The organism is candidate division WOR-3 bacterium (genome assembly GCA_039802205.1).
GTDB lineage: Bacteria > Hydrothermota > Tepidihabitantia > SM23-42 > JAOAFX01 > JAOAFX01.
Genome location: JBDRWD010000030.1, coordinates 1 through 23,319, shown reverse-complemented (window position 1 = coordinate 23,319; position 23,319 = coordinate 1). Strand labels below are relative to the sequence as shown.

Genomic DNA, 23,319 nt, shown 5'->3' with positions numbered 1-23,319 from the left:
GAATAATTATATCTCAGAGTGAGTTTAATGTCAATCTAAATAATATTAAGCTATTTTCTATTTTACGCTCACAAGGAATCGCACCAGGGGAGACCAACCGGTGTCATATTCCCAGTGTTTACTTCCTGCTAGCACCTGCCAAAAATAGCCTCCTGCTTTTCCAATTTCGACTGCTTCAGCATTGGCGGTTACTCGAATCTCAAAGAGAAAGGTGGTGTCTTCATAGAGCCTTAAATAATAGTATTGAGCGCCGCTTACTTCCGACCATTGAAAGGTAATAATAGTAGGTAATGAATCAAAATACAAAACCGTATCCCTGGGAGGAAAGATTGGTGTGGGTGGAGCAAAGCGTGAACTTACTTCAAAATGGTGAGGTGAGGACCAGGCAGTATAATATTCCCATTTTGTCGAGTAAGCCCTTACCTGCCACTGATACCGGTCAAAAAGGGAAGTATCTGCCCAGGATTGAATCAGGAAATTTGTATCAAGGGAGATTGTCCATTCCTGATGTTTCTCCGGTATGAATTTTATTTCATAACTTTCAGCATCGGCAAGTGGCTCCCATGATATGTACAATCGCGATCCACCCGCAAAGGGCATATGGACAAAACTGTCCGGAGGGGTTAGTAACTGTGGGGGTGGAGGGGGAGGGATGAGGGAATCACCTTTCGGTTTATACTCATCAGGATTTTTACAATCGATCGCCATAATACTCACCATCATCAATATCCCCGAGATTGCTGTTTTGATATAAAATAATTTCACGGTGTAACTCCTTCCTATTAGGGATTATAAAAAATTTTTTTCTTCTGTCAATGGTTAAAGTGGTAAATCGCTACATTTTCTACACGAGAAGAAATTGGAATTTATAAATTTGTCGTCTTTAGTACAGGTGCTTGATATTTCTCAATTTGTGGGTATAATTTTTTATGCTGATATCAAAAACAAAATCCTTCTTGTTCTTGATTTTAATCGCGATTGGCTGCACACCTCGGGTAGTGTATCATCCAGATCCTATCCGCGAGGTGAAAGGTTGGGTTAGAAACCTTTTATACCAGCGCTCGTTCAGCTATGAATACGAACTTAAAACACATAGGGTCCGGATTAATGCCCGTGGTGATTGTGTGTTGCAATGGGGCGAACAACTCCGGGGTCAATGGGACTATGGAGATACGGTTTGTGATTATGAATATATCGGGATTGGAGATCGGGAATGGTCAAAAAAAGAGAACAAATGGCAGGTCTCAACAAGGGGTGAAGAGTCGAATCTCTATGAACAGATAAGGAGGATCATCGAATTTGAACAATTTGAGTTTCTGGGGGCTGATAAGAATTACGGGTTTCGTTTCAATGCCACACTGCCATTTCTCGCACCCGACCGCTGGCGGGAGATGGTGGGATATATTGAGGTTGGAAAAAATTCTTATTTACCGGAGTTGATCTGGGTAGGCTTGCCTGATTCTTCGGTTTACTGGAGGATAAGGATTTTTAACTATAATCATAAAAAAAGTATTCACCCTCCTCAGAGTGATTTTCGAAGTTATCAAATCCTCATTGATAGCACAATTGACTTAGCGATGGCACTGAGAAAGATAAAGCATCGTTTAAAGTTATTGACAATTGATGGCAGGGTCTTAAGGGATGATGAGAAGGTGATTCTTCGTGTTCCAAGCGGATATCAGACCCATGAACTCCAGGAATTTCTTGCTCCCGGTAATACATTGATTTATGAGATAGCGGAAAATCCGCTGGAGGCAACACATCTCGGGTATTTAAATAAAAAGGTTAGCGAGTTGGTTTATATGAAGCAATTGATATGCGGGCAGAATATGATAGAATCCGTGGAATTGAGATTTGACCGTATTTCTCGTCCTTATTTGATGATAAAATTTAAGAAAAAGCTTCAACCTGTTAAGGCGATTGCAATTGAAGTTGATAGTGTGGTTATTGGAATTGCAACCCTTGACAGTCCGAGAAATTTGGATAGAATAGCTGTATATCTTGATATGCCATACCTTGAGATCTCAAAATACCGGGCAATGCTTCTTTGTCCTCTTTTCCCTCTTGAGGTAATTGCATTAACCGAGGGGTCTGATTGACTGGTTTGATACTTTTTATTTATACCCTCGTCCTGTTAGTATTGTTTTTCTATTCCATCCATTCCTATGTTCTTCTCTTCCTTCATATTAAATACCGGCGAAATCGAAGAAAAGACGAGAAAAATTGTAATTTGACCCTTAAAGAATATCCGGAGGTAACGATTCAACTCCCGATTTTTAATGAAAAATTTGTTGTGCGTCGTTTGATAAATAGTGTTTTAATGGTGGATTATCCCAAAGAGAAGCTGGAGGTTCAAATTCTTGATGATTCAACGGACGAGACGACGGCAATTATTGAAGAACTGATTGAAGAACCATTAAAGTCAGGTTTTGATATCAAACATATCCGGCGCGGAACTCGCGCGGGATACAAGGCAGGGGCGCTTCAGCATGGATTAAATCAGGCACGTGGTGAATTTATCGCCATATTTGATGCCGACTTTGTACCACCGCGCGATTTTTTGAAAAAACTTTTGCCCGAATTTCAAGACCCTGCAGTCGCAGTGGTGCAGGCACGCTGGGGGCATCTTAATGCTGAAGAATCATTGCTCACCAGGAGTCAGGCGATTGGGCTTGATAACCACTTCATTAACGAGCAGGAATTGAGAAATCAGGCGGGATTTTTAATCAATTTTAATGGCACCTGTGGAATATGGCGCAAATCGGCGATAATTGATGCGGGGGGCTGGTCCGGAGATACCCTGGCTGAAGACCTTGATCTTTCCTATCGTGTGCAATTGCGGGGCTGGCGTATTAAATATCGGGGTGATGTAATCGTACCCGGAGAATTACCGGCGGATGTGGATAGTTTCCGTCTTCAGCAAAATCGCTGGGCAAAAGGGACCTTTCAGGTTGGACTTAAATTATTGCGTGAAGTGCTGAGAAGCGATTTGAAACCTCTTGTCAAATATGAGGCATTTGTTCATCTCACCTGTCATATCAATTTCCTGGCAATGTTCCTTTTAGGGTTTTTCTCTTTCCCTATAATCTACTTAAAAGTTGAAGGGATCGTTGCCAGGTCTTATTATACTTTCGCCTCATTTTTCACCGTTGGTGCATTGGGTTATCCCCTCCTTTATTTCTTCTCGCAAAAATTTAGTTATCGGGATTACCAAAGGAGAATTATTTATATCGGGGGCGTAATCGCTTACACCATGGGATTGGCAATATCCAATACCAAAGCAATCATTGAAGCCTGGCTCAATAAAAATATCGTCTTTACCCGCACACCTAAAAGCGGGGGGTTGAAGAGTAGAAAATATTTAACCGATGGCAATTTCTTCATGCCTTTTTTAGAAATTCTATTTGGACTATACATGACATTTACCTTCTTTTATGCCCTGGTTAACCAGCAACTTATTTTGCTTCCGTTCCTGGGTGCCTATGGTTTTGGTTTTTTAAATCTTGGCTTTAATTCCCTAAGAGATAAAATCACAATATTCAAACCTCAGGAGGCATTATGCTCAAGAGAGAGCTCTTAGAAATTTTATGCTGTCCAAAGTGTAAAGGGGATTTAACATATGATCAACAGAGGCAAGAACTTCTATGTCTGACATGTCGGCTTGCTTATCCAATAAAAGATGATATTCCAATAATGCTCATTGACGAGGCACGAAAGATTGAGTAGACTCCAATGGCAGTTGTTTTTGCTTACTTCTTAATCGCCGCCTTAAGGGTTAATGAAATTGGGGATATGGGGGTGGAGATTCATTTTGGGGGAAGAGAGATTGAGCTGAATAAACTGTATTTTTCCGGTGCCACATCTTTTGCCCGGCCGGGTGAGCCTGATGTTCCTTCTTTAAATCTCTTCGTTGGTATACCCCAGAACGGTGAAGTGGAGGTCAAAATAATTGAAGAACAATCGGAAGTCCTTTATAATGTGGACATAAAACCTGTTATTTTTCTGGCTCTCCATGAGCCTCCGTTCAAGGAAGATGTATCTTTACAGAGTGATTTATATCAAATAGACCAACTATATCCTGAGAAAATTATTGAAGTCTCACCCCCTGGTTATCTCCGTGATTTAAGGACGGTTAATATTAAGATTCACCCGGTCCGTTACAATCCGGTGCGCAGAGAGTTATTGATTGTGCGGAGTTTGAAAATAAAAGTATTGTTCAAAGGTAAGCCTAAGAGCATGCCGATAGTGGATAGCTCTTTTGAGGAGATATACCGACGGATGCTCGTTAATTATGACCAGTGCAAAAACTGGCGCCGAGAAAGGAACCTGCAGACACCAAAAAATCCTTTCACCTCGGGTTTCTGGTTTAAGATAGAAGTAGGGCAAGAAGGGCTGTATAAGATAGATTATGAGACGATAAAAAAAGCAGGTATTGACCCCCGACAATTTGACCCCAGGACGATGAAGATTTATACCGCTCCATTTGAGTTGTTACCCCGGAATGTGCTCCAGGCATTTCCGGATTCCTTAATGGAAGTTCCGGTATTTGTGGAAGGTGAAGAGGATTGTTCTTTCGACCGTAACGATTATCTCTTATTCTACGGTTATCCAGCAAGCCACTTTGTCCCGGATACCTTCTTAAATTGGTACGAGAATGGTTATGCTCGCAATAATGTCTATTGGTTTACATTTGGAGGAAGTTATGGAAAAAGGATGGAGAAAGTGAATGCCCAGTGGAATGGTTCTGATCCGGATACAACGGTTAATGAAATTCTTCATTTGGAAGAGGATATTCATAACCCAACTCGTTCCGGGATAAACTGGTACTGGATGGATTTTTCACTGGGGAGTGCTGAGAGCACGGTGGTACGTATGCCCATCAAACATCGATTCGCCTGCGGACCAACAAGGCTCACCATGTTTATCTTTGACTCCATGACGCCTGGTTCCCAGTACTTCTGGTATCTTTTTGCTCTCAACGGTCTCACCTTTTTCAGTGATACTATCCTTTTGCCACACCGGATGCAATTACCGGCGATTGCTCTAACTGGAGAAGGGAATGTTTACGGTGATTCCTCAACCTTTGAATTCAAGGTAAAAAGGGTTTTTCCGGATACAATCAATCTTACTTTATATCTAAATTCTTTCGAGTTTGAATATCAACGCCTGACCGATATGTCGGAACCGTTCCATGCTTTTTTCAAAAGTCCCGGCAATTATACAATAAAGTGTAGTAGAGTGCACTCTAAACCATTTGTTCTTGATATCACGGATTTGCGCCAACCCCGGATATTTGAAAACTACAATTTATCAGGTAAGACGATAACCTTTTCGGTGGCGTGCGATTCTTTCCAGCTTTTATATCTTACACTTTTGAGTTCGGCAAAGCGCGTTTCACTCCTACCCGCTAATCCTGGGCGGTTAAGGATGCCGGATGAAGGTTGTGAATATCTGATCATCACCCATAAAAATTTCTACAATTCCATCATGCCCTTGGTTAATTATCGCCGGCAGGAGTATACGACCAAAGTCGTCACGGTTGATGAAATATTTGATAACTTTTCCTATGGAAAGTATGATCCGCTTGCAATAAAACATTTTCTCTATCATGCCTATAATCATTGGAATACTGTTCCAAAGTATGTATTAATCGTTGGTGATGCAACCTACGATTACAAAAACAATTTAGGAAAGGAAAATCCACCCAATTATGTGCCGATGTATGAATGGGGGACTTTACTTTCGGGTAATCCGGGAATTCCGGATAATGGCATCTATGAAGGGGAATATGTAAATTTCTTTGGCACCGAGGCAATGATTCTGGGTAGGATCACGGTGCGCACCAACCAGGAGGTGCGCGATTATATCGACAAGGTATTTGCCTATGAGAATGGTGATATCGATGGTGTTTGGAACAAAAGAATTATTCTGGCTGCGGATGATGAATATGCTAATCATTGGGAGGGTACTGAACATTCGGATGCCTGTGAGGTTTTGAACAATGTGGTGCCTGCTTCACTTTACGATCGGGCTAAGATTTACACTTTGAGCTATCTACCTTTTCCGCCCCATGGTCCGAATACCACAAAACCCATGGCGACCGAGGATTTTATAAAAGAACTTAATAAGGGTGCTTTGATTGGTTGCTTCTTTGGTCATGGGAATACCTTTCAACTTGCCCATGAAAAACTTTTCCTTGAGACCAATATCCCCCAGATAAAGAACGGGCGGAGATTTTTCTTTTTCTACTTTGCTTCCTGCACCGTGGGTCGATTTGATGACTCAGACCACGAATGTCTTGCTGAGGAATTTGTGCGCATGCGTCAGGGTGCGATCGGCGCTATCGGGGCGCACGCGGGATCCTGGACCAATGTTAATCTTTCGTTGGGTACCACATTGTTTAGATTATTCACCCATCCCGATACCAATCTCACCATGGGCGAATGTTATTATATCGCCAAACATAATGCGGGTGGAGTTCATATCCATTTAATGCTGGGTGACCCGGCGACTCGCATCCGGAAAGTGAAGGAGAATTTTAATTTTCAATTTCTCCCCGATTCCGTTCGTCCCTTAGAGAAATTAAAAATCACTGCCAGCAAAAAGCCATATTATCTTACGGCATATGTTAAGGATACGACCCATATTAAGTGGATTGATGCCACAACCGTAAATAGAATAAGTGGGTATATCCGGCGCACCGTCCGGATTGGAGATAACCTTCCTGATACGGTAATTTATAGTTATAAAATAGAGGGGAAGGAAATCTACCAAGGCTACTGGTCGACTGATACTGCAAAATTCACCGTGCCGATTATTCCTACACTCCATCAACCGATGATTAAATTGAGTGGCTACAAAGACCGCGCCAGTGCCACATGTGATTCAATCCGGGTCTATGGGAGTGCCGTTCCTACTACAGATCAGGAGGGTCCAGAGGTTTCATTTTATGAGGGAGCAAGACCATTAAAGGATGGAGACTGGGTGGATAAAACATTTATCCTTACCGGTCGGGTCATAGACGAAAGCGGTATCAATCTATTGAATTCCAAAGAAGATGCGCGGGGCTTTTTCCTTTATGTGGGCAAGGATAATATTACCAATCGGATTGATTTGAGAAATAGTTTTATCTATAACAAAAATTCAGATGCTGAGGGCGAATTTAAAACTGAGATTACCCTTGAAAATTCTACCGACTCTATCACAGTATATGTCAGTGATAATTGTTTTAATCAGACAATTAAAAAGATTACTCTTAATGCTAATATTTACGAACGGGTTTCCATCGCGAATGTTTTAATTTATCCCAATCCGGTAAAGAATGACGATGGGATCTGGATAACCTTTCTGCTCACCCAGAGTGCCCGAGTGACGATAAAAGTCTATACGGTTTCGGGTCGGCTGGTCAAAGTTTTGCCAACGATCCCGAGCTCCGCGGGCTACAATCAGAGATTTTGGAACTGCCGGGATGAAGCGGGCGATAAGCTGAGCAATGGTGTCTATCTGATCTGTATCACAGCCGAAGGAAATTCAGGTTCAGACAAGAAAATAGAAAAATTCATCATCGCCCGTTAGATACAGGCATAAGAGAGTTGCTCTTTAATGTTGCTACATCTGGCTACTTTATAAAAAAGGGCAGGAAGACCTGCCCTTTTTAATTTATAATTTATCCGCCCGTTTGGGGAGGTTTCAAAGCTCGGGTATTTTCTTCTATTGCCAGAATCACTAAAATCATATCTGCAGCTGCAAGCAGGCTGACAAATAAAAAGGCACCGTAAATCAATACTACAAAAGCCATGCCGATGCCACTCAACGTACCTAAGCCACCCAAGCCTCCATAACCGCCATAACCTCTGCTCATCATGCCACCCAATGCTGCACCACCGATAAGCATCGCAATAAACCCAATGATGGTAAAGACCGCTACAATCCAGGCGAGGACTTTAAAGATCACCGAGATGACCCGGAGTGCCGTGAATCTTTTCTCCATTTTACCTCCTTATTTAATTTATCATTAATGATATCTAAAACTGACAGGAAGTCAATATTAAAAAAATCTGAGTCATCTCCACTTTTTGTCAAATTATTTTCATGTGCTGGATTATTAGCGGTAGCCGCACCCTTCAGGGTGCGAAATACCCTGGGATTTAAAAAAAATTATCCGCAGGCTAAAGCCTGCGCCTACCAATTTTACCGTTACCATCCGACGACTCAGGTTGGCATTTTTTTATTTATGCAAGGCGAAAGCCTTGTCCAGCGCTTAATAATTGATTACCCTTACAAATTTTGTCCGTGGGTTTCATCGTTCCTTCACAAGATTTAAAAAATATGTAGAGGACCCGGTTTGCTGCTATGTTGACATTCTAATTTTTTTGGATATCATTAAATATTCAATGAAAGAACTCATTGAAGGGTTTAAAAATTTGAGTAGGATAAGCGCACGGGTAGCTAAACTGATTGAGAATTATGCACAGTTAAAAGAAAATTCGGAAGTAAATGCATATCTGATGGAAAAAGGTTTACGCGAAATCCAAGAAATAGCGGTAACCCTGCCCGATTTTACCTTAAAAAACCAACTCGGAGGATGGATTAATGAGGAAAAAGAGAAGATAGAAAAGGCAAAAGAAGAATTTCGTTTTCAACTGGGCGAGAAGATAAAAAGATTATTTCAGAATGAAGGCATGGTCGTGCACGGGCAATTCCCCAAGTTGCGCGTGGGATTTTATACTATTTTGCTGGATTTTGAATTTGGCGAAGCAAAAATCTTTTTCGGTCCGGAGATTGAAAGGATAAAATCCAAAGTACCCCTGGAACCCGAAACAATTTACCGGACAATAAAAAAGTTTGATGGTGTTTTAAAGAAAACAAAATTTGAGCCGAATGAATTTTATCAGGATTTGCGGCGGGCTTATGATAATTGTCTGCGTCTTGCAAAAAAAACACCCGGCGAGAGGATTTACCTGATGGAGGTATTGAATCAATATGTCCTCCTCAAACAACCTGCTCAATTTTTTGTCGATCCAAGAAAAGAAAATTTTCGGGAGTTTTCCCGCATTACCCTTGCTTATTTACTTTATCTCTTTAAAAAATCCGAACCGGTAAGAGAAGATGTTCATCTTTATATCGCTAACTTAGATGCCACCACGGATAAAAAAAGGGCAATCTGGATACCGGACAATGAAAAAGGTGAGGGGACTTACTACTCCTATATTGCCTTTTCTGAAAAATGAGTGAACACATAGACCCGATTGTTGCCCGATTGATGATCAATACACTGGGTGGTTATGGGACACCACCGGAATTGGGAATTGAGTATTATACCGTGGGGCTGGATTCATATCTAAAACCCCTTGAAGAGGAATATTTTAATTTTCCCGGGCGGCAGAGTATTTCTACTTTCAAGTTGGTGGTGGGCAATTATGGAGGAGGCAAGACGCACTTCCTTTATTCCATTAGAAATCTCGCCTGGAAGTATCATTATGCCACAAGCTATGTTTCGCTGAGTGCTACCGAATGTCCATTTGACCGGCTGGAATTAGTTTATAAAAGTGTTGTCTTAAACATTACCCCGCCGCTGAAGGAAAGTGAGATGATGAATCCTTATGAAAGGGGCATTGAGGCATTGTTGCGTCGATGGTACACTCAGGTGCGGATGGAGCGCGATTTTCTATCCCTGATAAAAGCATTGGAAAGCACCAGTTATACTAATTGTCTAAAAGGCGCTTTGAGCAATCTTGCCGCCGATGATGAAGAAGGTTTCTTGACCTTGGTTCAGTGGTTGAAAGGAGAGGATATCCCCCGGGAGGTGAAATTGAGGTATCGGATTTCAGAAAAAATCGATCGCTCCAGTGCATTTCGTATGTTGCGTAGTTTGATTCAATTTGTGAACACCATCGGTTATAACGGTTTGGTATTGTTATTCGATGAGGCAGAAAGAGGCATGAGCATTTCATCAGCTCGGGATAAAAGAAGGGCACTCGATAATTTGCGGCAAATTATCGACGAATGTGGCAATTCCCGACTACCAGGGGCAATGTTCTTCTATGCCTTGTCCGATGAGAATTTACTCCTGGAGGGGACCGGTGGTGTCTATGAGGCATTAAAGCAGCGACTCCGGTCCAGTTTCACCCGCATAAATCCGGTGGGAGTAAAGATTGATCTGGAAAGAATTGAGATTGAGCCGATGGAATTCCTTCTCAAATTGGGTGAGAAACTGGCACATATTTATACTGCTGCTTATAATTGTGAATTTAATGACGAAATGCTAAAAAAATCCATTAAAAATATGGCGAGTGTGGTCCTTGAAATGCAGCTGCTGGATATCAGCTATCGCCGTATCTTTGTGGTCGGGATGATTGATGCATTGCAGCAGTTAAGAAGTTTTAATACTCCGATCGACCGTGAAACTGCCCGGCAAATCCTGAAGACCCGCACCAAGGAATTATTAGAAAAAGAGAAAGAAGAAGTTGAGCGCGCCGAATTCTAAGATTGTTTTCCATAATATATTTGGGGAGGGGATAGTCCTGGAGACAAGGTGGAATGGGACTGAAACCCGGGTTCAATTCCGCAGTGGACTCTGCATCTGGCTACCCACAAAATGGCTTAAGGTCTTACAGGTTGAGGAAAAGGAGTTAGACCGTATCTCTTCTCGGAGATTGGTTGAGGCATTCCGGCTGGGCATAGTTTCCCACCAGGATATAGAATATTTTACGCTGGGACGGAATTATGAGATTGATATGTTTAAGAGGGCGCTCGAAAATTTAAAAAATGGGAATGGAGGAGTATTTTTGATTGAGGGAGAATATGGTTCAGGCAAATCCCATCTTGCGGAATATCTGCGGCATCTCGCACTGAAAAACGGCTTTGCCACCGCCTACTGTGAACTCCATCTCCATGAGACACCACCCTACCGCCCGAAGAAGATCTACCATGAACTGGTCACCAGTCTCCGGTATATAAAAAACAATTGCGAATATGGATTCCGGGATTTGCTCCGGGAGGCTCAGGATATAGAACTAAAGGACCACTGTTTTTTGACCCCGGTTTTAAAAAAAATCAAATATATTGAGCAAAATGATGCATCCAGCGAAGTTTTCTGGCAGTGGATTGAAGGGGAATCCACCAAGGAATATGCCACTGACCGGAATGCACCTTTTCGGGTGCGGGGTGGGCAAGTAATCCCTGCCTTATACGATTTCTCAACTGCTGCTGATTTCTATAATTATCTTATCAGTGGCTTGAGTTTTATTGCACGCCAGCTCGGTCTGGGCGGATTGGTTTTGATCATTGATGAATTTGAAGAAGTTAATCATATTGAGGAATATCCACTTCAAGAGCGGGGTCGGGCTTTTTTAGAAGGGCTGGTACGGATTGCCCTTGATGATGAGGAACTCAAAAGAATTAACCGGTATATGCTTCACAATAAGGTTCGTCCCACACCGTACTCCTACAAAGAAAATTATATTTTACTTCTCCTCGCCACCACTCCGGGCGAGGATGAATGGTTAACCCGGTTAATCAAAAATAAGATTTTATTGAGAAAATTCACCCGTCCTGAATTAGAATTGTTATTTGATAACCTCCTCCGCATTTATAAAACAGCCTTTCCGGATTTTAATCTTGACCTGAAGATTCAAAGTAATATATTGGAAGGTGCAATCCGGAAGTTCAGTAAAGAGTTGCGCATGTTTATAAAATACATCGTTGAGGCATTTGACCTGGTGCGCTTTGGAAAACGGGGCTAACCGAGAAAAATGCCCCATTGACAGATTCTAAAATATGGATAAAATTAGAATGATTATGAAGGATTTTACTCGTGTGACCCTGTTTAAATATCTCTCGCCTCAGGAGATAAACTGGTTGATGGTTAAATGGGAACCCCGGGAGGTGGCAAAGGATACGGTAATAATCAAAGAAGGGACGATGGGTGATGAAATGTATCTCATTGAATCCGGAAAAGTGGAAGTTTTTCTGACCCGGGGAGATTTGGTCTTGGTCTTGTCTGAACTTGGTGAAGCGTCGTTCTTCGGTGAGATGGCACTCCTCACGGATAAACCCCGCTCAGCGACGGTAAGGGCAAAGACCGATTGTCGGCTTTATGTTTTGAAGAAACAACAATTTATGGAGATTATTAACGAAAATCCTAAAGTAGCAGCAAAATTTTTACTGGCGATGAGCGAGGACCTTTCCCACCGGATTATGGTTACCAATGCTAACTTAGAGAATTATTTTTTGATTAACCGGGCAATTGTGGATAATGAGTCGTTCCGTAATTTATATATTCTGACCCATAAGGCCCCATCGTCTAGTGGTTAGGACATCACTCTTTCAAGGTGAAGATACGGGTTCGACTCCCGTTGGGGCCATTGTTTTTTAATAAGGGGGCATCATGAGGAAGTTAGGGTTAATATTAGTCCTGTTACCCGGACTGTTTATCGCCCAAGAGATATCCGTATATGGCAATCGGGGGATGTTCAAACTCCAGTATGCCCAGCCTCATAATATGGGGTTCCTTTCTTTCCATCTAAGTCCGGAAGAGCGGTATGAAGCGATTGATACCATACAGTGGGGAATGGGGGTAACGGACCGGAAACATTTCTTTAAAGTCTCTACGGGCATTTCCTATTCGATAATCGATTATCTGGAGATGCGATTCCGCATCACCCCGTTTATGAAATGGTTTGAGATGAGTAACTATCCCCAGGAGCGGGGCGATCCTTATCCGGTGATTGGGATTGAGACCATTGAAGTGGGTGGGAAAATCGGGTATCCGATCTTTGTGGACAAGGAAACTCCCATTTTATACGCCTTTGGCATCCATGGGGCGGTGAATTTCGGACCAGGGCTATCCCGGGAATATTTTAGCAATGCCTATAATAATGACAAGCGCTTTTACTCAGATTCCTTTCCTGAGAAATATCCTCTTGGTGGTACCCCTTATCCTCCTCAATTCCCGCCGCATATACCCCATGATCCGGATTATATCGCTACCGGTCTTTTTGATTTTCGGATCGGACCATTTGCGGTTCATTTGAATGGGGGTTATTTATATACGGGACGAGATATTAAACCCGATTATGTTGCTGATGCCGATTTTTATCCTCGACCGAATTATGTCCTCCATGGCGGTGGTATAGAATTGATACCTTCGGAAGATGTCCGACTGCTTTTCGAGTCCTTTGGTTATTTTGACATGGATAACAGCATTGAATCTTTATGGGTGACACCAGGTTTACGTTTCGGGGCGCGGAGCGTGAGTTTTGACTTAGGTTGTGAACTGGGGATATTGAATCCGGAACGCAATCCTGATTTCTGGTGGAAGGCGTTTTTCAATATTTCGGGAGGTGCGGATTTGATAAAGAAGGTTGAAGTTCATATCCCGATTGCCAAGGTCTCTGGTAGAATCTACGATGCCAAGACTGGCGAACCACTTATTGCTACAATTACCTTCCCCGGTGCTGAGAAACAGGCAATTCAGACTTCAGCAAACGGAACCTACGAGACATCCTTCTCACCCGGGAGTTATCGAATTCATGTAGAGTCCGAAGGGTATCGTTGGAAAGAACAGGGTGTGGTATTGAAAGATGGCGACCAGATTATTCTTGATTTTGCTCTCAACAAGAAAGAAGTCGCCAAAGTCATTGGGAAGATATTTGATGCCGAAACCAAACAGCCCATCGTTGCCACTATTACCTTTCCACAGACCCAATTCCCATCCATAACTTCTGATACCTCCGGCATGTATTCAGCAGTCCTCGTCCCCGGTACCTTCCGGATTCATGTGGAAGCCACTGGTTATCAGTTTGATGAGAAGATTGTAACATTGCAGGAAGGGGATACTAAGGTAATCGATGTGGCATTGAATAAAATTAGTCTTGCCCAAGGGACCATTGTGGGAAAGGTTGTTGACAAAGATGATGAAAAACCGATTCTGGCGCAGATTTCGTTTGTGGATGCTAATATTCCTGCCACCTCTACAGACCCAACGACAGGGATATACAAGGTTACCCTGGCACCTGGCACCTATGTCTTAAAAGTTGAGGCCCAGGATTATATTACAGAGACCACCCCAGTAGTTATCGCCAAGGATGAGACGAAGGTCCAGAATTTTGCCTTGAGAAAGGTTCCCAAGGTAGGTGAAAAGATAATCCTGCGGGGGATCTACTTTGATTTCAATTCTGCGGTTATCAAACCGGAATCCTATCCAGTGCTCGATGATGCGGCAAAGGTCTTGCTTGCGAAACCAAAGATGCGGGTGGAGATAGGCGGACATACTGATAGCATCGGTTCCGACTCTTATAATATGAAACTTTCTTACGAACGGGCAAACGCCGTAAAGGAATATCTTGTGCGCTACCACAATATCGATCCATCGCGCCTTGAAGTTCGGGGTTATGGTGAGACCCAGCCTATTGCCGATAACCGGACTAAGTCCGGAAGAGACCTCAACCGACGGATTGAATTCAAAATCCTCAGCGTGGAATAGTCTGAAATTTATTTTTAAAAAAGGCAGGGCAACAATGCCCTGTCTTTTTTTTGGAGATTGTTGACAAAGACCTCAAAATGAATTAGACTTATTTTGCATGGTAGAAGACTTAAAAAGACTCCGAAGATATGAAATAATCAAACTCCTGGAGAGCGGTAATTATGCCTTGGTGTATTGGGTAAAAGATAAAGGCAATGATTTGATTTTAAAAATTGCAAAAAATAAAACCCCGGAATTAAACCAATTCATTTGTCGTGAATTTCAGATTCTTGCTCATTTTCGGCATCCCAATATTGTGAATGTCTATGAGTATGATCTGACCGAAGAGGGATTGGCATATTTTACCATGGAATACATTCCAGGTAAACCACTCCATGAACATTTTAAGGATTTTAACGAAGAATTCGTAAGGGCAATTATTCAGGTGCTTGATGCTTTATCAGCATTCCATAATAAAGGATTTGTCCATTGTGATTTGAAACCCGAGCATATCATCTATAATCCCGCGACTAAGAAGGTTGTGTTGATTGATTTTGGTTTTGCCGGCATTACGACGCACCAAATTAAGGCGGGTGGAACCTTCGGTTATGTTGCGCCCGAGATTCTCAAAGGAATTGGTTTTGATCAGCGGAGTGATTTGTATTCGTTGGGAGTAATTATATATGAAATTTTCTCCGGAAGATTACCAACTTTTCCATACCAACCGTTGAAAAATGTTCCAGAGTTGTTAAACGATACTCTCCAACACCTTCTTTGTGAAGAACCAAGTTTGCGCCCCACTGCAATTGAACTATATGAGTTGTTCTGGAAATTCCTTCCTCCAGAGGAATCCGCAATGCCGGTTTACGAAGTTCAGTTACCTCCGACCGGATTTGTTGAAATACCGGAGATAATGGATAAATTATTGAGGATGAAAGGCGAGACAGTGGTGGTAATTGGGGATGTTGGCATCGGAAAAACACGATTATTGAAGGAATTGAAATATAGGTATCTGCTCGAAAATCGCGCAGTTTTTTTCTACAGCGGCCGTGAAGATGGCTATTTTTATGATTTTATTGCCAATATCATTGGCTATGAAGGAGTCCGGGCGTTGAGCGGCGAGGACCATTTCCAAATATACACTGAAATTACCGAACGGCTGATAGGTTTTGTCCAGGATCGAGATGTTGTTATTTTGGTAGATAACCTGGATGCTTTAAACGATTATGAACTGGGTCTTTTTCGCTTTATCGGGCACAGTCTCAAAGACACCAATCTTACTATGATTGGTACTGCCCATCATGATGCACGAGTGAGGGATTTGAATTTTTTTGAACTACATCTCCGGCCGTTTTCTAAAGCAGAAGCAAAAACTTTGCTGGAGAAAACATTTTTCCAAATTGAGTCCATAAATGTAGATGATAATTCAAATTTTAGTGATTGGCTCTATGAACATACCGGAGGAAATCCTTTATTTATTGTTGAAACCCTAAAGGCACTCTTCAAGCAAAGGATGTTAAGATTCAGCAAGAATCGTTGGCAGATTGATATGCAGGCATTAGCTGCTTTTAAAATTGCCCCCAATATATCGGAAATTTTAGCTGTACAACTTCAGAGATTGAATAGGATTGAGATGGAAATATTGAAAATTCTGACAGTTGCCGATTGCCCTCTTAACGTGGTTGTTGTTAATCGCATTCTTCCTGAATGCACCAATATCAATTTAGAGATTTTGAAGATCTTAGGACTGGTCAATGAGGAATACCTTAAAGGGACAAAATATATTGCACCGGCCAACCAGTTCATAAAAATGCTAGTGGCACAGATGATTTCCGCTACGGAGAAAAATTCCATTTGCAAAAAAATAATTGCAGGTTTACCAGATCGCGATTTAGGAGAACATTTCTTTCCTCTTTTGGGAAGGTTGTTTCAGGAAATTGGCGCTGAAGAAGAAGCCTGCAGATATTTTCTCAGGTCGGCGGAGCATGCCGAAAAAATTAATGATTATCAGAGTGCGATCGAGTTTTATAATAATACACTCAATTATTTGGGCAAGCACATTTCCGAAAAGTACTATCAAATTCTCTTGAAATTAGGCAGTCTTCATATCTTAGTAGGCAATAATGAGAAGGCAATCGAATTTTACAAATCATGCCTGGGAGTATCGTATTTTCAGGGAGAGGCATTGCTGGGGCTGGGTAAGGTTTATTCCAATTTTGGTGATTATGAAAAAGCTGCGAATCACCTAAGGGCGGCTCTGGCGATACTTGAGCCCGGGACACAGAGAATTGAAGCTTTAAACCGGCTCGCCTATTGTTGCATTAATCTCAAACAATTTGTGGAGGGCGAGGCATTACTCGATGAAGCCCTTACACTCTGTCAGCAGGTGAATGACCACCGCCTGGAGGCAGAGGTGCGGTATTATTATATAACCCTGGCATGGTTTAAAGGCGAATATGAGAAGGGAAAGGAGTTGGGTAAAGAATTACTGGAGTTTTGCAATAAGAACCATCTGGACAAGCAATTTGCCTATACCGTCAATCTCTTGAGTTCTTTATACCATCTCACCGGAGATATTGAAATGGGGATAAAATATAATGAACTGGCATTAGAGGGATTTGAAAAATTAAAAAATTATAACGCCCTTGTCACAACCTTGATTAATAAAGGGTTATTGTTTTCGAGTATCGGCAAAATACATGAGGCCCTCTCGGTTTTTGAGAAAGCTTTAACTACGGCCATGAAGACAGGCAACAAATCCTACCAAGCTGTCGCACTGAGCAGTATCGCCAGCATCTATATTGATACTTGCAAATATGATAAGGCATTAAAGGTTAATCAGACAATCCTGGATGCGAATCCTGACTCTCAATATGCTCACTACAATATTTTTAATATATATTACCGCCAGGGTGAGATAGATAAGGCAAATGTAATTCTTGAGGAGCAACTTTCGAAAAATGAAGACCCTTTGTACTTGGTCGGACTTGGGATGGTTTATACTGCCCGGCGGGATTATGTAAAGGCAGAGCAGTACCTGAAAAGAGCACAAGAAATCATCGTCGATGGCAATATAGAAGTTTCAATATGTGTCGAGGTGAACCTTAAAACAAGTCAATGCTATTTAGAAAGGCGCGATTTTGAGAAGACGCTCGAATATGCTGAGCGGGCAAAGGAGACAGCAATAAAAGGAAGCCGAGAATATCAACTGGCAGATGCTTTGGTTCAATTGAGCAAATATCGACTAAATTTGCAGGAGGAATTAAACTTAGAAGAGCATCTTAAATATTTAAAAGATAGAGAATTTCTTTTTGACTATGGGTATTTAAAAAGGCAGAAGATTGAAGCGATTATTGAAAAAGGCATAACCTTCCACCGGTTGAAAGAAATTCTTGAAGAGTTATGGTCGGTGGAACAGACTTTTCAAACGATTGGTGCCAAACATGAATTAGCCCTGATTAACACCCTCATTGAAAAACTTTTGCCCGTTATCATTCAGGATTATTCACGAAAGGGTATCTCTGTCCAATATCTTGAGGCTTTTACCCAACTTGCGGAAATCATTAGTTCCAAACTGGGTGATGAAGAATTTATGACCGATATTCTGGATTTGGTAATAAAAACCACGGGCGCGGAGCGCGGAGCAATATTCATAAAGACGGAAAAGGGGATTGAATTGGTGGCAGGTCGGAATATGGATCGCAAAACCATCCGCGATGCCCGGGAACTTTCACTATCGGCAATAGAAGAGATAAATAAAAACCAGATTGTATTTGTGCCTAATGCCCTTGCAGACCCTAATTACAGCCTCCGCCGGAGTGTGTTACTAAACCGGATTTGTTCGATCCTTTGTATTCCCTTAAACATCGGTGATAATCCAATTGGTGCAATATATCTTGATTCACGGATCATTGGTTCCATGTTTGCGGAACAGGACCGGAATTTTTTACTCACCGTTGCCAAAATTCTTGCTTCGGTGGTGGAGAAATCTATTTCTTTCCAGAATCTTACCCGAGAGAATGTTCTCTTAAAGACCAAGGTTATCAGTGAAATCGGCGCCGGCTATCTTATCAGCAAATCAAAAAAAATGAAGAAGATTTATGAGAATATCGATGCCCTTGCCGATTCCGATGCTCCGGTTTTAATAATCGGTGAGACCGGAACTGGGAAGGGGATGCTTGCCCGACTCATCCATTTAAAGAGTAAAAGAAAAGACAAAAAATTTCTCTCCATCAATTGTGGAGCAATCCCAGAAACCCTTCTGGAGTCCGAATTGTTTGGGCACAAAAAGGGGGCTTTCACCGGTGCGTATACCGATAAAAAAGGTCTGCTTGAAGAGGGAGAAGGCGGTACAATATTCCTTGATGAAATCTCAAATACCGGTCCAGGATTTCAGGCAAAGATGCTTGAGGCGCTTGAAGACAAAATAATCCGGAGGTTGGGCGAGACAACGACACGAAAGATTGACGTCCGTTTTATTCTTGCTTCCAACAAAGACTTGGAACTTGAAGTCGAGGAGGGGAGGTTCCGAAAAGATTTATATTTCCGCATAAATGTCTTTAGGATAGATGTTCCACCTCTGAGAGAGCGTTTGGTCGATATTCCTGAATTGGCTAAATTTTTCTTAGATAAATACTGCCGCGAGATGGGTAAGGATATAAAGGGTTTTGAAAAAGGAGTTATTGAAGAAATGAAAGAGTATCACTGGCCAGGAAACGTCCGGGAATTAATGAATGTTATTGAGCGTGCGGTAACCCTTTCCAAAGGTAGTCTAATCACTTCTGAGGATATTGGGCTCAAAAGGGGACGCCATGAATTTACCTCCTTAAGAGAGATTGAAAAAGAGGCAATCATTGAGGCATTAAACATAACCGGAGGGAATAAAAGTAAAGCCGCAGAATTGCTGGGTATACCCAGGCGTACCCTGTATAGCTTTCTCAAGAAATACTCCATATCATAGGGTTAAATCAGGGTGTGCAAGTTCAAAAAGTGTGCAGATTTTGCACACTTGTAAGTTGCTGAAATAGCGTATTTACGCATGTTTGCACGATAGGGCTTAAAGTGTGCAGATTTTGCACACTTTAAGAATCGCTAAAATCTATTTTCTAATGAAATTTCGGGACTTTTTTCAGGCATGAATTTTGCTATATAGAGAATTAGGAAAAGGTAGGCAGAATGAAGGGATTTTGTGGATTGGGCATTAAAATGGTGATGATTATTTTATGAAAAAAACTGGTATGGGAAATTTTGATAACTTGTGGGCAGAGGTATTATGGCTCTTTTACCAAAATGGCTGGTATGGAAAAGAGGGATATGAGGCAATTATTAGAAAGGAAAGTTCGATGATTTCAAAAATCACGGAAATACTGAATCGGGCGATAGAGGTTCTTGATTTTTACACCCGGAAGCATTCCATTGAGGTATCGGTATTGGCTTTTAGGCTTGCGAAATATATCGGATTGTCAGATTGGGAACAGGAAATGGTAAAACTCGCGGGCTTGGTCCATGATATCGGGAAGGTTTCTATCCCAGAAACGATTCTCAATAAACCCGGACCGCTGAATGCGGATGAGTGGGAGATAATGAAAAGGCATCCATTAAAAAGTGCCGAAATTATCCAGCCTATACCAGGTTTTCAGGAGATTGCCTACTGGATATTATATCACCATGAACACTGGGATGGTAGGGGTTATCCAGAGGGTAGGAAGAGAAAAGAGATTCCAGCGGTGGCCCAGATACTGGCAGTTTGTGATGCGTATTCAGCCATGACCTCAAATCGTCCCTACAGGAATGCTTTGAGTGAAGAGGAAGCAAAAGAGGAGATAAGAAATTTTAGTGGTATCCAGTTTGATCCTGAGATTGTTGAGATTTTTTTGAGCCTTCCTAAGGAGGATGATCCAAAAATGGATAGCTGGAGTTAAAATTCACTTGCCGGCAAGGGGGCTGGGTTTTTCTCACATTTTGTGGGGGCCATCACCAGCCCTCTTGTTTTTTATCTGAGAATAAAATAGATAAGGTAAATGATCCCCAAAACGATGATGGTAGAGAGTTCAGTCCTTGACTTTTTCCATGAAAATCTTACTTTTACGGGTGGCAGCCCCTTCAGATAATCTTCTTCCGCCAGGATGATGGTTGCGTATTCAAATAAAAAGATGAGAACCAAAAGTATCTTTAACCCGCAGGGTGGATTAAAGAGTAATATAGTTCCTAAGACGAGAAAGAAATTTCCCAAGTAAAGAGGATGGCGGAAGAAAAAGTAAGGTCCATTGACGATTTTGTATTCACCCGCGATTTCCTGGGATCGGGAAATAATCCCAATATATCCCGAAGTCCATATTCTTAAGGCGAGGCCGATGATTATCAAAAGATGGGGTAATGGACTCGTAGGCTGGGCTCGGTGAAAGAAAAGAAGTAAGATAAAAAATGGTGTGGCAATAATTCCACGGTAACGATAAAATAATCTCCCCAATTTGATAGGTAGGATATAGCGTTGGTTAATGGAATTATTCAAAATTTATCTAAATTTGGGCGGTAAAGAAAATATTCACCGATTTTGTCGGTGATGTAATAGTTTGCGGAGATTGCCTCCGCCATAGTCGGTGTCAGTCTTTCCGGATCGTAGAAACAAGCGAGATCAAAACTCAAGATGATCAAAGAGAAACGGCGGTTAACAATATCAAGGATGAATTTTTCTTCGTTCCAAATGTTTTGTCGGGCAAGCTGGGTAAATTCAAAGGGTTGGAACAAAACTTCTCTCTGATTTAGGACAAGAATGCCCGCGTCTTCCGATAATATTGGACCGCCGGTATTTTGTATTTTTTGGGAAAGGATGTGATTATCATGCCAATCGGTTTTTGTTATTATCGGTTCGCTGAAAAAAGGTAAATGGAGGAACAATATTAACTGTGCCATAGCCGCACTATAGATAAAAAGCTGATATTTCTTATCATCCATGTCATTTTTTAATTTTTCAATTGCCAAACCAGTGAGAATACAAGTTAAGGCAATCAACTCACAGAAATAATTGGTATTAGCTCCGACTTTGCCCACTGTTACAGCGACAATTGCCGAAATAATGAAATATAATTTCCAGAAAAAACATTCCCGACTGGCAGAAGGGCTGAAAAGAAATATTAAAGAAAACAAAAACAATATGGCATGGGTTTGTAAAAAGTGAATGTAGTATTTGGCAGCCTGCTTGAGCTCAAAGATATTCAGATTATAAAGAATGGTGTGCCGGTAAAATTCGCCCGCAGTAAAATGATTAAGGATAAAAAATAATAACAAATAAGAAATCACCATTGAGAAAATAAAGATTATTGCTTTTTTTCTTTCGCTCAATAATAAGTGAATTGCTAAGGCAAATGGTGCGGTGAAAAACGTCGGTTTAGTATACAGGGCAGCAAGAAAAAACGGTATTGAGTAGCAAAGTTTAAGGTCTTTTTGAGTGTCAATAACCAGATAAAGTCCGAAAAGCGAAAGAAATAAACCAGTCATATCCACCCGCATAAGTGGGGTATCTTTGAAGGTGTAAGAAGAGGCGATAAATAAAAGGGCACAGAAAATTGCGGTGTTACGCGTAGTTTTTTTGAAAAGGATTTTATAGATAAGAAAAACGATTAGAATCGTCGCTAAAAAAGTGACCAATCTCCCTCCAAAAAATGAAATCCCGAACAATTTTATAAACCCCGCGCAAATAAGGAGATATATCGGGGGATAGTTAGCGATAATAAAAGGATAATGGTCAATATTTTTGTAAATGTTTTTCCCTTCGCAGATGAGTTTGGCCTGATTAAGGATAAAGCCTTCGGGATATGAGACTTGATATGGATAAACGATTACTGTTAGTGCCTGAATTAGGTAGAAGAAAGAATATATTATTAGAGAAACGGTGGTCAACTTTTTTATCAAAGACATTGGGGAAGTCCTTTACCGAAAAACCCACAATGCCGGAGAGGGGATTTGAACCCCTATGCTGTTGCCAGCGCCAGGTCCTGAACCTGGTGCGTCTCCCAATTCCGCCACCCCGGCGAAAAGTAGTGCGCAAAATTCACCAACAAACTCGGTTTTAACTTCGAATATTATAGTTAAAATCCATAATTTGTCAATAAATCACTCCTGTATATGTCGTTTCAAAGCGAAAATGTCACCTTTAACTTCAAAGGTAAAATGTCCCCAGGCGTGGCTCAAACCACGCTCAGAATTGAATCAGAAAGGAGATACCTTGATTTTTAAACAATTTTTGGTCTCGTTAACTTCAAAGCAAAAATGTCCCCTTGCTCCTTTAAGATTATTTTATTATTACTTAAAGGAGCAAATATGGTTAAACCAACAAAACTATATCAAAAGGCAGGACGTAAAATCATGATCCTGGGCGATGTCAAAAGAGGACTCATCACCCTTAAACACGCCAGCGAATTGCTCAACATCTCCTATCGCCACGCCAAACGATTATACAAAAGATTCAAAAACACCGGCGTAATGGGACTGCTGCCCAAAAAACGCACTAAACCACCCCATAATAAAACCCCAGAAGAAATAAAACTCAAAATCATTAATCTAAAAATCCAGTTCCCAGAAATCAATTGCTGCCATATTAAAGACCTCCTCAAGGAAGAAAATATCACCATCTCCCATGAAACCATCCGCACCATCCTCATCAAAAATCACCTCCACACCACCAAACACAAACGCCGCCCATATAAACGCTTCGAAGCCGACCAGGCCGGCAAGTTAGTCCAGATGGATACCTCACCTTATAAATGGATACCAGGCATTGATAAAGAATTACAACTCATCATTACACTGGATGACCACTCCCGAAAACCATTAGCCTTAAGAATTGCCGAACATGA

16 protein-coding genes and 2 tRNA genes are annotated in these 23,319 nt (G+C 41.5%); 13 read left to right on the top strand and 5 right to left on the bottom strand.

From position 1 onward, the window contains the following. Positions 1-57: 57 nt before the first annotated feature. Entirely contained in the window at positions 58-765 is a 708-nt protein-coding gene (locus tag ABIL39_07390; protein MEO0165942.1) for a hypothetical protein, read from the bottom strand. 164 nt (positions 766-929) lie between these two features. Between ABIL39_07390 and ABIL39_07385 the strand changes: the two genes are divergently transcribed. The 4 genes from ABIL39_07385 to ABIL39_07370 are packed head-to-tail and all read left to right on the top strand — an operon-like array spanning position 930 to position 7,575. Beyond that, positions 930-2,099 (top strand): hypothetical protein, encoded by a 1,170-nt coding sequence (locus ABIL39_07385; protein ID MEO0165941.1) that lies wholly within the window; start codon positions 930-932, stop codon positions 2,097-2,099. Further along, positions 2,096-3,580, top strand: coding sequence for a glycosyltransferase (locus ABIL39_07380; protein MEO0165940.1), 1,485 nt, complete (start codon positions 2,096-2,098; stop codon positions 3,578-3,580). Before ABIL39_07385 ends, ABIL39_07380 begins: the two co-directional genes overlap by 4 nt. Further along, positions 3,559-3,726 (top strand): Trm112 family protein, encoded by a 168-nt coding sequence (locus tag ABIL39_07375; GenBank protein MEO0165939.1) that lies wholly within the window; start codon positions 3,559-3,561, stop codon positions 3,724-3,726. Before ABIL39_07380 ends, ABIL39_07375 begins: the two co-directional genes overlap by 22 nt. A gap of 6 nt (positions 3,727-3,732) precedes the next feature. Next, entirely contained in the window at positions 3,733-7,575 is a 3,843-nt protein-coding gene (locus ABIL39_07370; protein MEO0165938.1) for a C25 family cysteine peptidase, read from the top strand. Between the two features lie 91 nt (positions 7,576-7,666). On the opposite strand, the gene ABIL39_07365 is transcribed toward ABIL39_07370, so the two are convergent. Continuing rightward, entirely contained in the window at positions 7,667-7,990 is a 324-nt protein-coding gene (locus ABIL39_07365) for a hypothetical protein (GenBank protein MEO0165937.1), read from the bottom strand. A 403-nt stretch (positions 7,991-8,393) separates the two neighbouring features. On the opposite strand from ABIL39_07365, the gene ABIL39_07360 reads away from it, so the two are divergent. The 8 genes from ABIL39_07360 to ABIL39_07325 all read left to right on the top strand — a co-directional run bounded on the left by ABIL39_07360 (position 8,394) and on the right by ABIL39_07325 (position 20,385). Then, positions 8,394-9,230, top strand: coding sequence for a hypothetical protein (locus ABIL39_07360; GenBank protein MEO0165936.1), 837 nt, complete (start codon positions 8,394-8,396; stop codon positions 9,228-9,230). After that, on the top strand, positions 9,227-10,486 hold the full coding sequence (locus ABIL39_07355; GenBank protein MEO0165935.1) for a BREX system ATP-binding domain-containing protein: 1,260 nt from the start codon (positions 9,227-9,229) through the stop codon (positions 10,484-10,486). Before ABIL39_07360 ends, ABIL39_07355 begins: the two co-directional genes overlap by 4 nt. Beyond that, complete coding sequence (locus ABIL39_07350) at positions 10,467-11,744, top strand: BREX system ATP-binding domain-containing protein (GenBank protein ID MEO0165934.1); 1,278 nt, start codon at positions 10,467-10,469, stop codon at positions 11,742-11,744. The genes ABIL39_07355 and ABIL39_07350 overlap by 20 nt, the downstream gene beginning before the upstream one ends. Before the next feature lie 55 nt (positions 11,745-11,799). After that, positions 11,800-12,315, top strand: coding sequence for a cyclic nucleotide-binding domain-containing protein (locus ABIL39_07345; protein MEO0165933.1), 516 nt, complete (start codon positions 11,800-11,802; stop codon positions 12,313-12,315). Beyond that, a tRNA-Glu gene (locus tag ABIL39_07340) sits at positions 12,294-12,365 on the top strand. The genes ABIL39_07345 and ABIL39_07340 overlap by 22 nt, the downstream gene beginning before the upstream one ends. Positions 12,366-12,388: 23 nt before the next feature. Continuing rightward, complete coding sequence (locus ABIL39_07335) at positions 12,389-14,485, top strand: carboxypeptidase regulatory-like domain-containing protein (protein ID MEO0165932.1); 2,097 nt, start codon at positions 12,389-12,391, stop codon at positions 14,483-14,485. A gap of 97 nt (positions 14,486-14,582) precedes the next feature. After that, on the top strand, positions 14,583-19,424 hold the full coding sequence (locus ABIL39_07330) for a sigma 54-interacting transcriptional regulator (protein MEO0165931.1): 4,842 nt from the start codon (positions 14,583-14,585) through the stop codon (positions 19,422-19,424). Between the two features lie 262 nt (positions 19,425-19,686). Further along, positions 19,687-20,385, top strand: coding sequence for an HD-GYP domain-containing protein (locus tag ABIL39_07325; protein MEO0165930.1), 699 nt, complete (start codon positions 19,687-19,689; stop codon positions 20,383-20,385). 71 nt (positions 20,386-20,456) lie between these two features. Here ABIL39_07325 and ABIL39_07320 read toward each other — a convergent pair whose 3' ends face one another. From ABIL39_07320 to ABIL39_07310, 3 genes are all read right to left on the bottom strand, one after another. Beyond that, positions 20,457-20,975: a methyltransferase gene (locus ABIL39_07320; protein ID MEO0165929.1), complete on the bottom strand. Its 519-nt coding sequence runs from the start codon at positions 20,973-20,975 to the stop codon at positions 20,457-20,459. Further along, positions 20,972-22,381 (bottom strand): glycosyltransferase family 39 protein, encoded by a 1,410-nt coding sequence (locus tag ABIL39_07315; GenBank protein ID MEO0165928.1) that lies wholly within the window; start codon positions 22,379-22,381, stop codon positions 20,972-20,974. Before ABIL39_07315 ends, ABIL39_07320 begins: the two co-directional genes overlap by 4 nt. Before the next feature lie 30 nt (positions 22,382-22,411). Next, positions 22,412-22,495 (bottom strand) — tRNA-Leu (locus ABIL39_07310). Positions 22,496-22,783: 288 nt separating this feature from the next. Here ABIL39_07310 and ABIL39_07305 point away from each other — a divergent pair. Beyond that, positions 22,784-23,319 (top strand): helix-turn-helix domain-containing protein (locus ABIL39_07305; protein MEO0165927.1); only part of this gene is annotated, 536 nt, incomplete at its 3' end.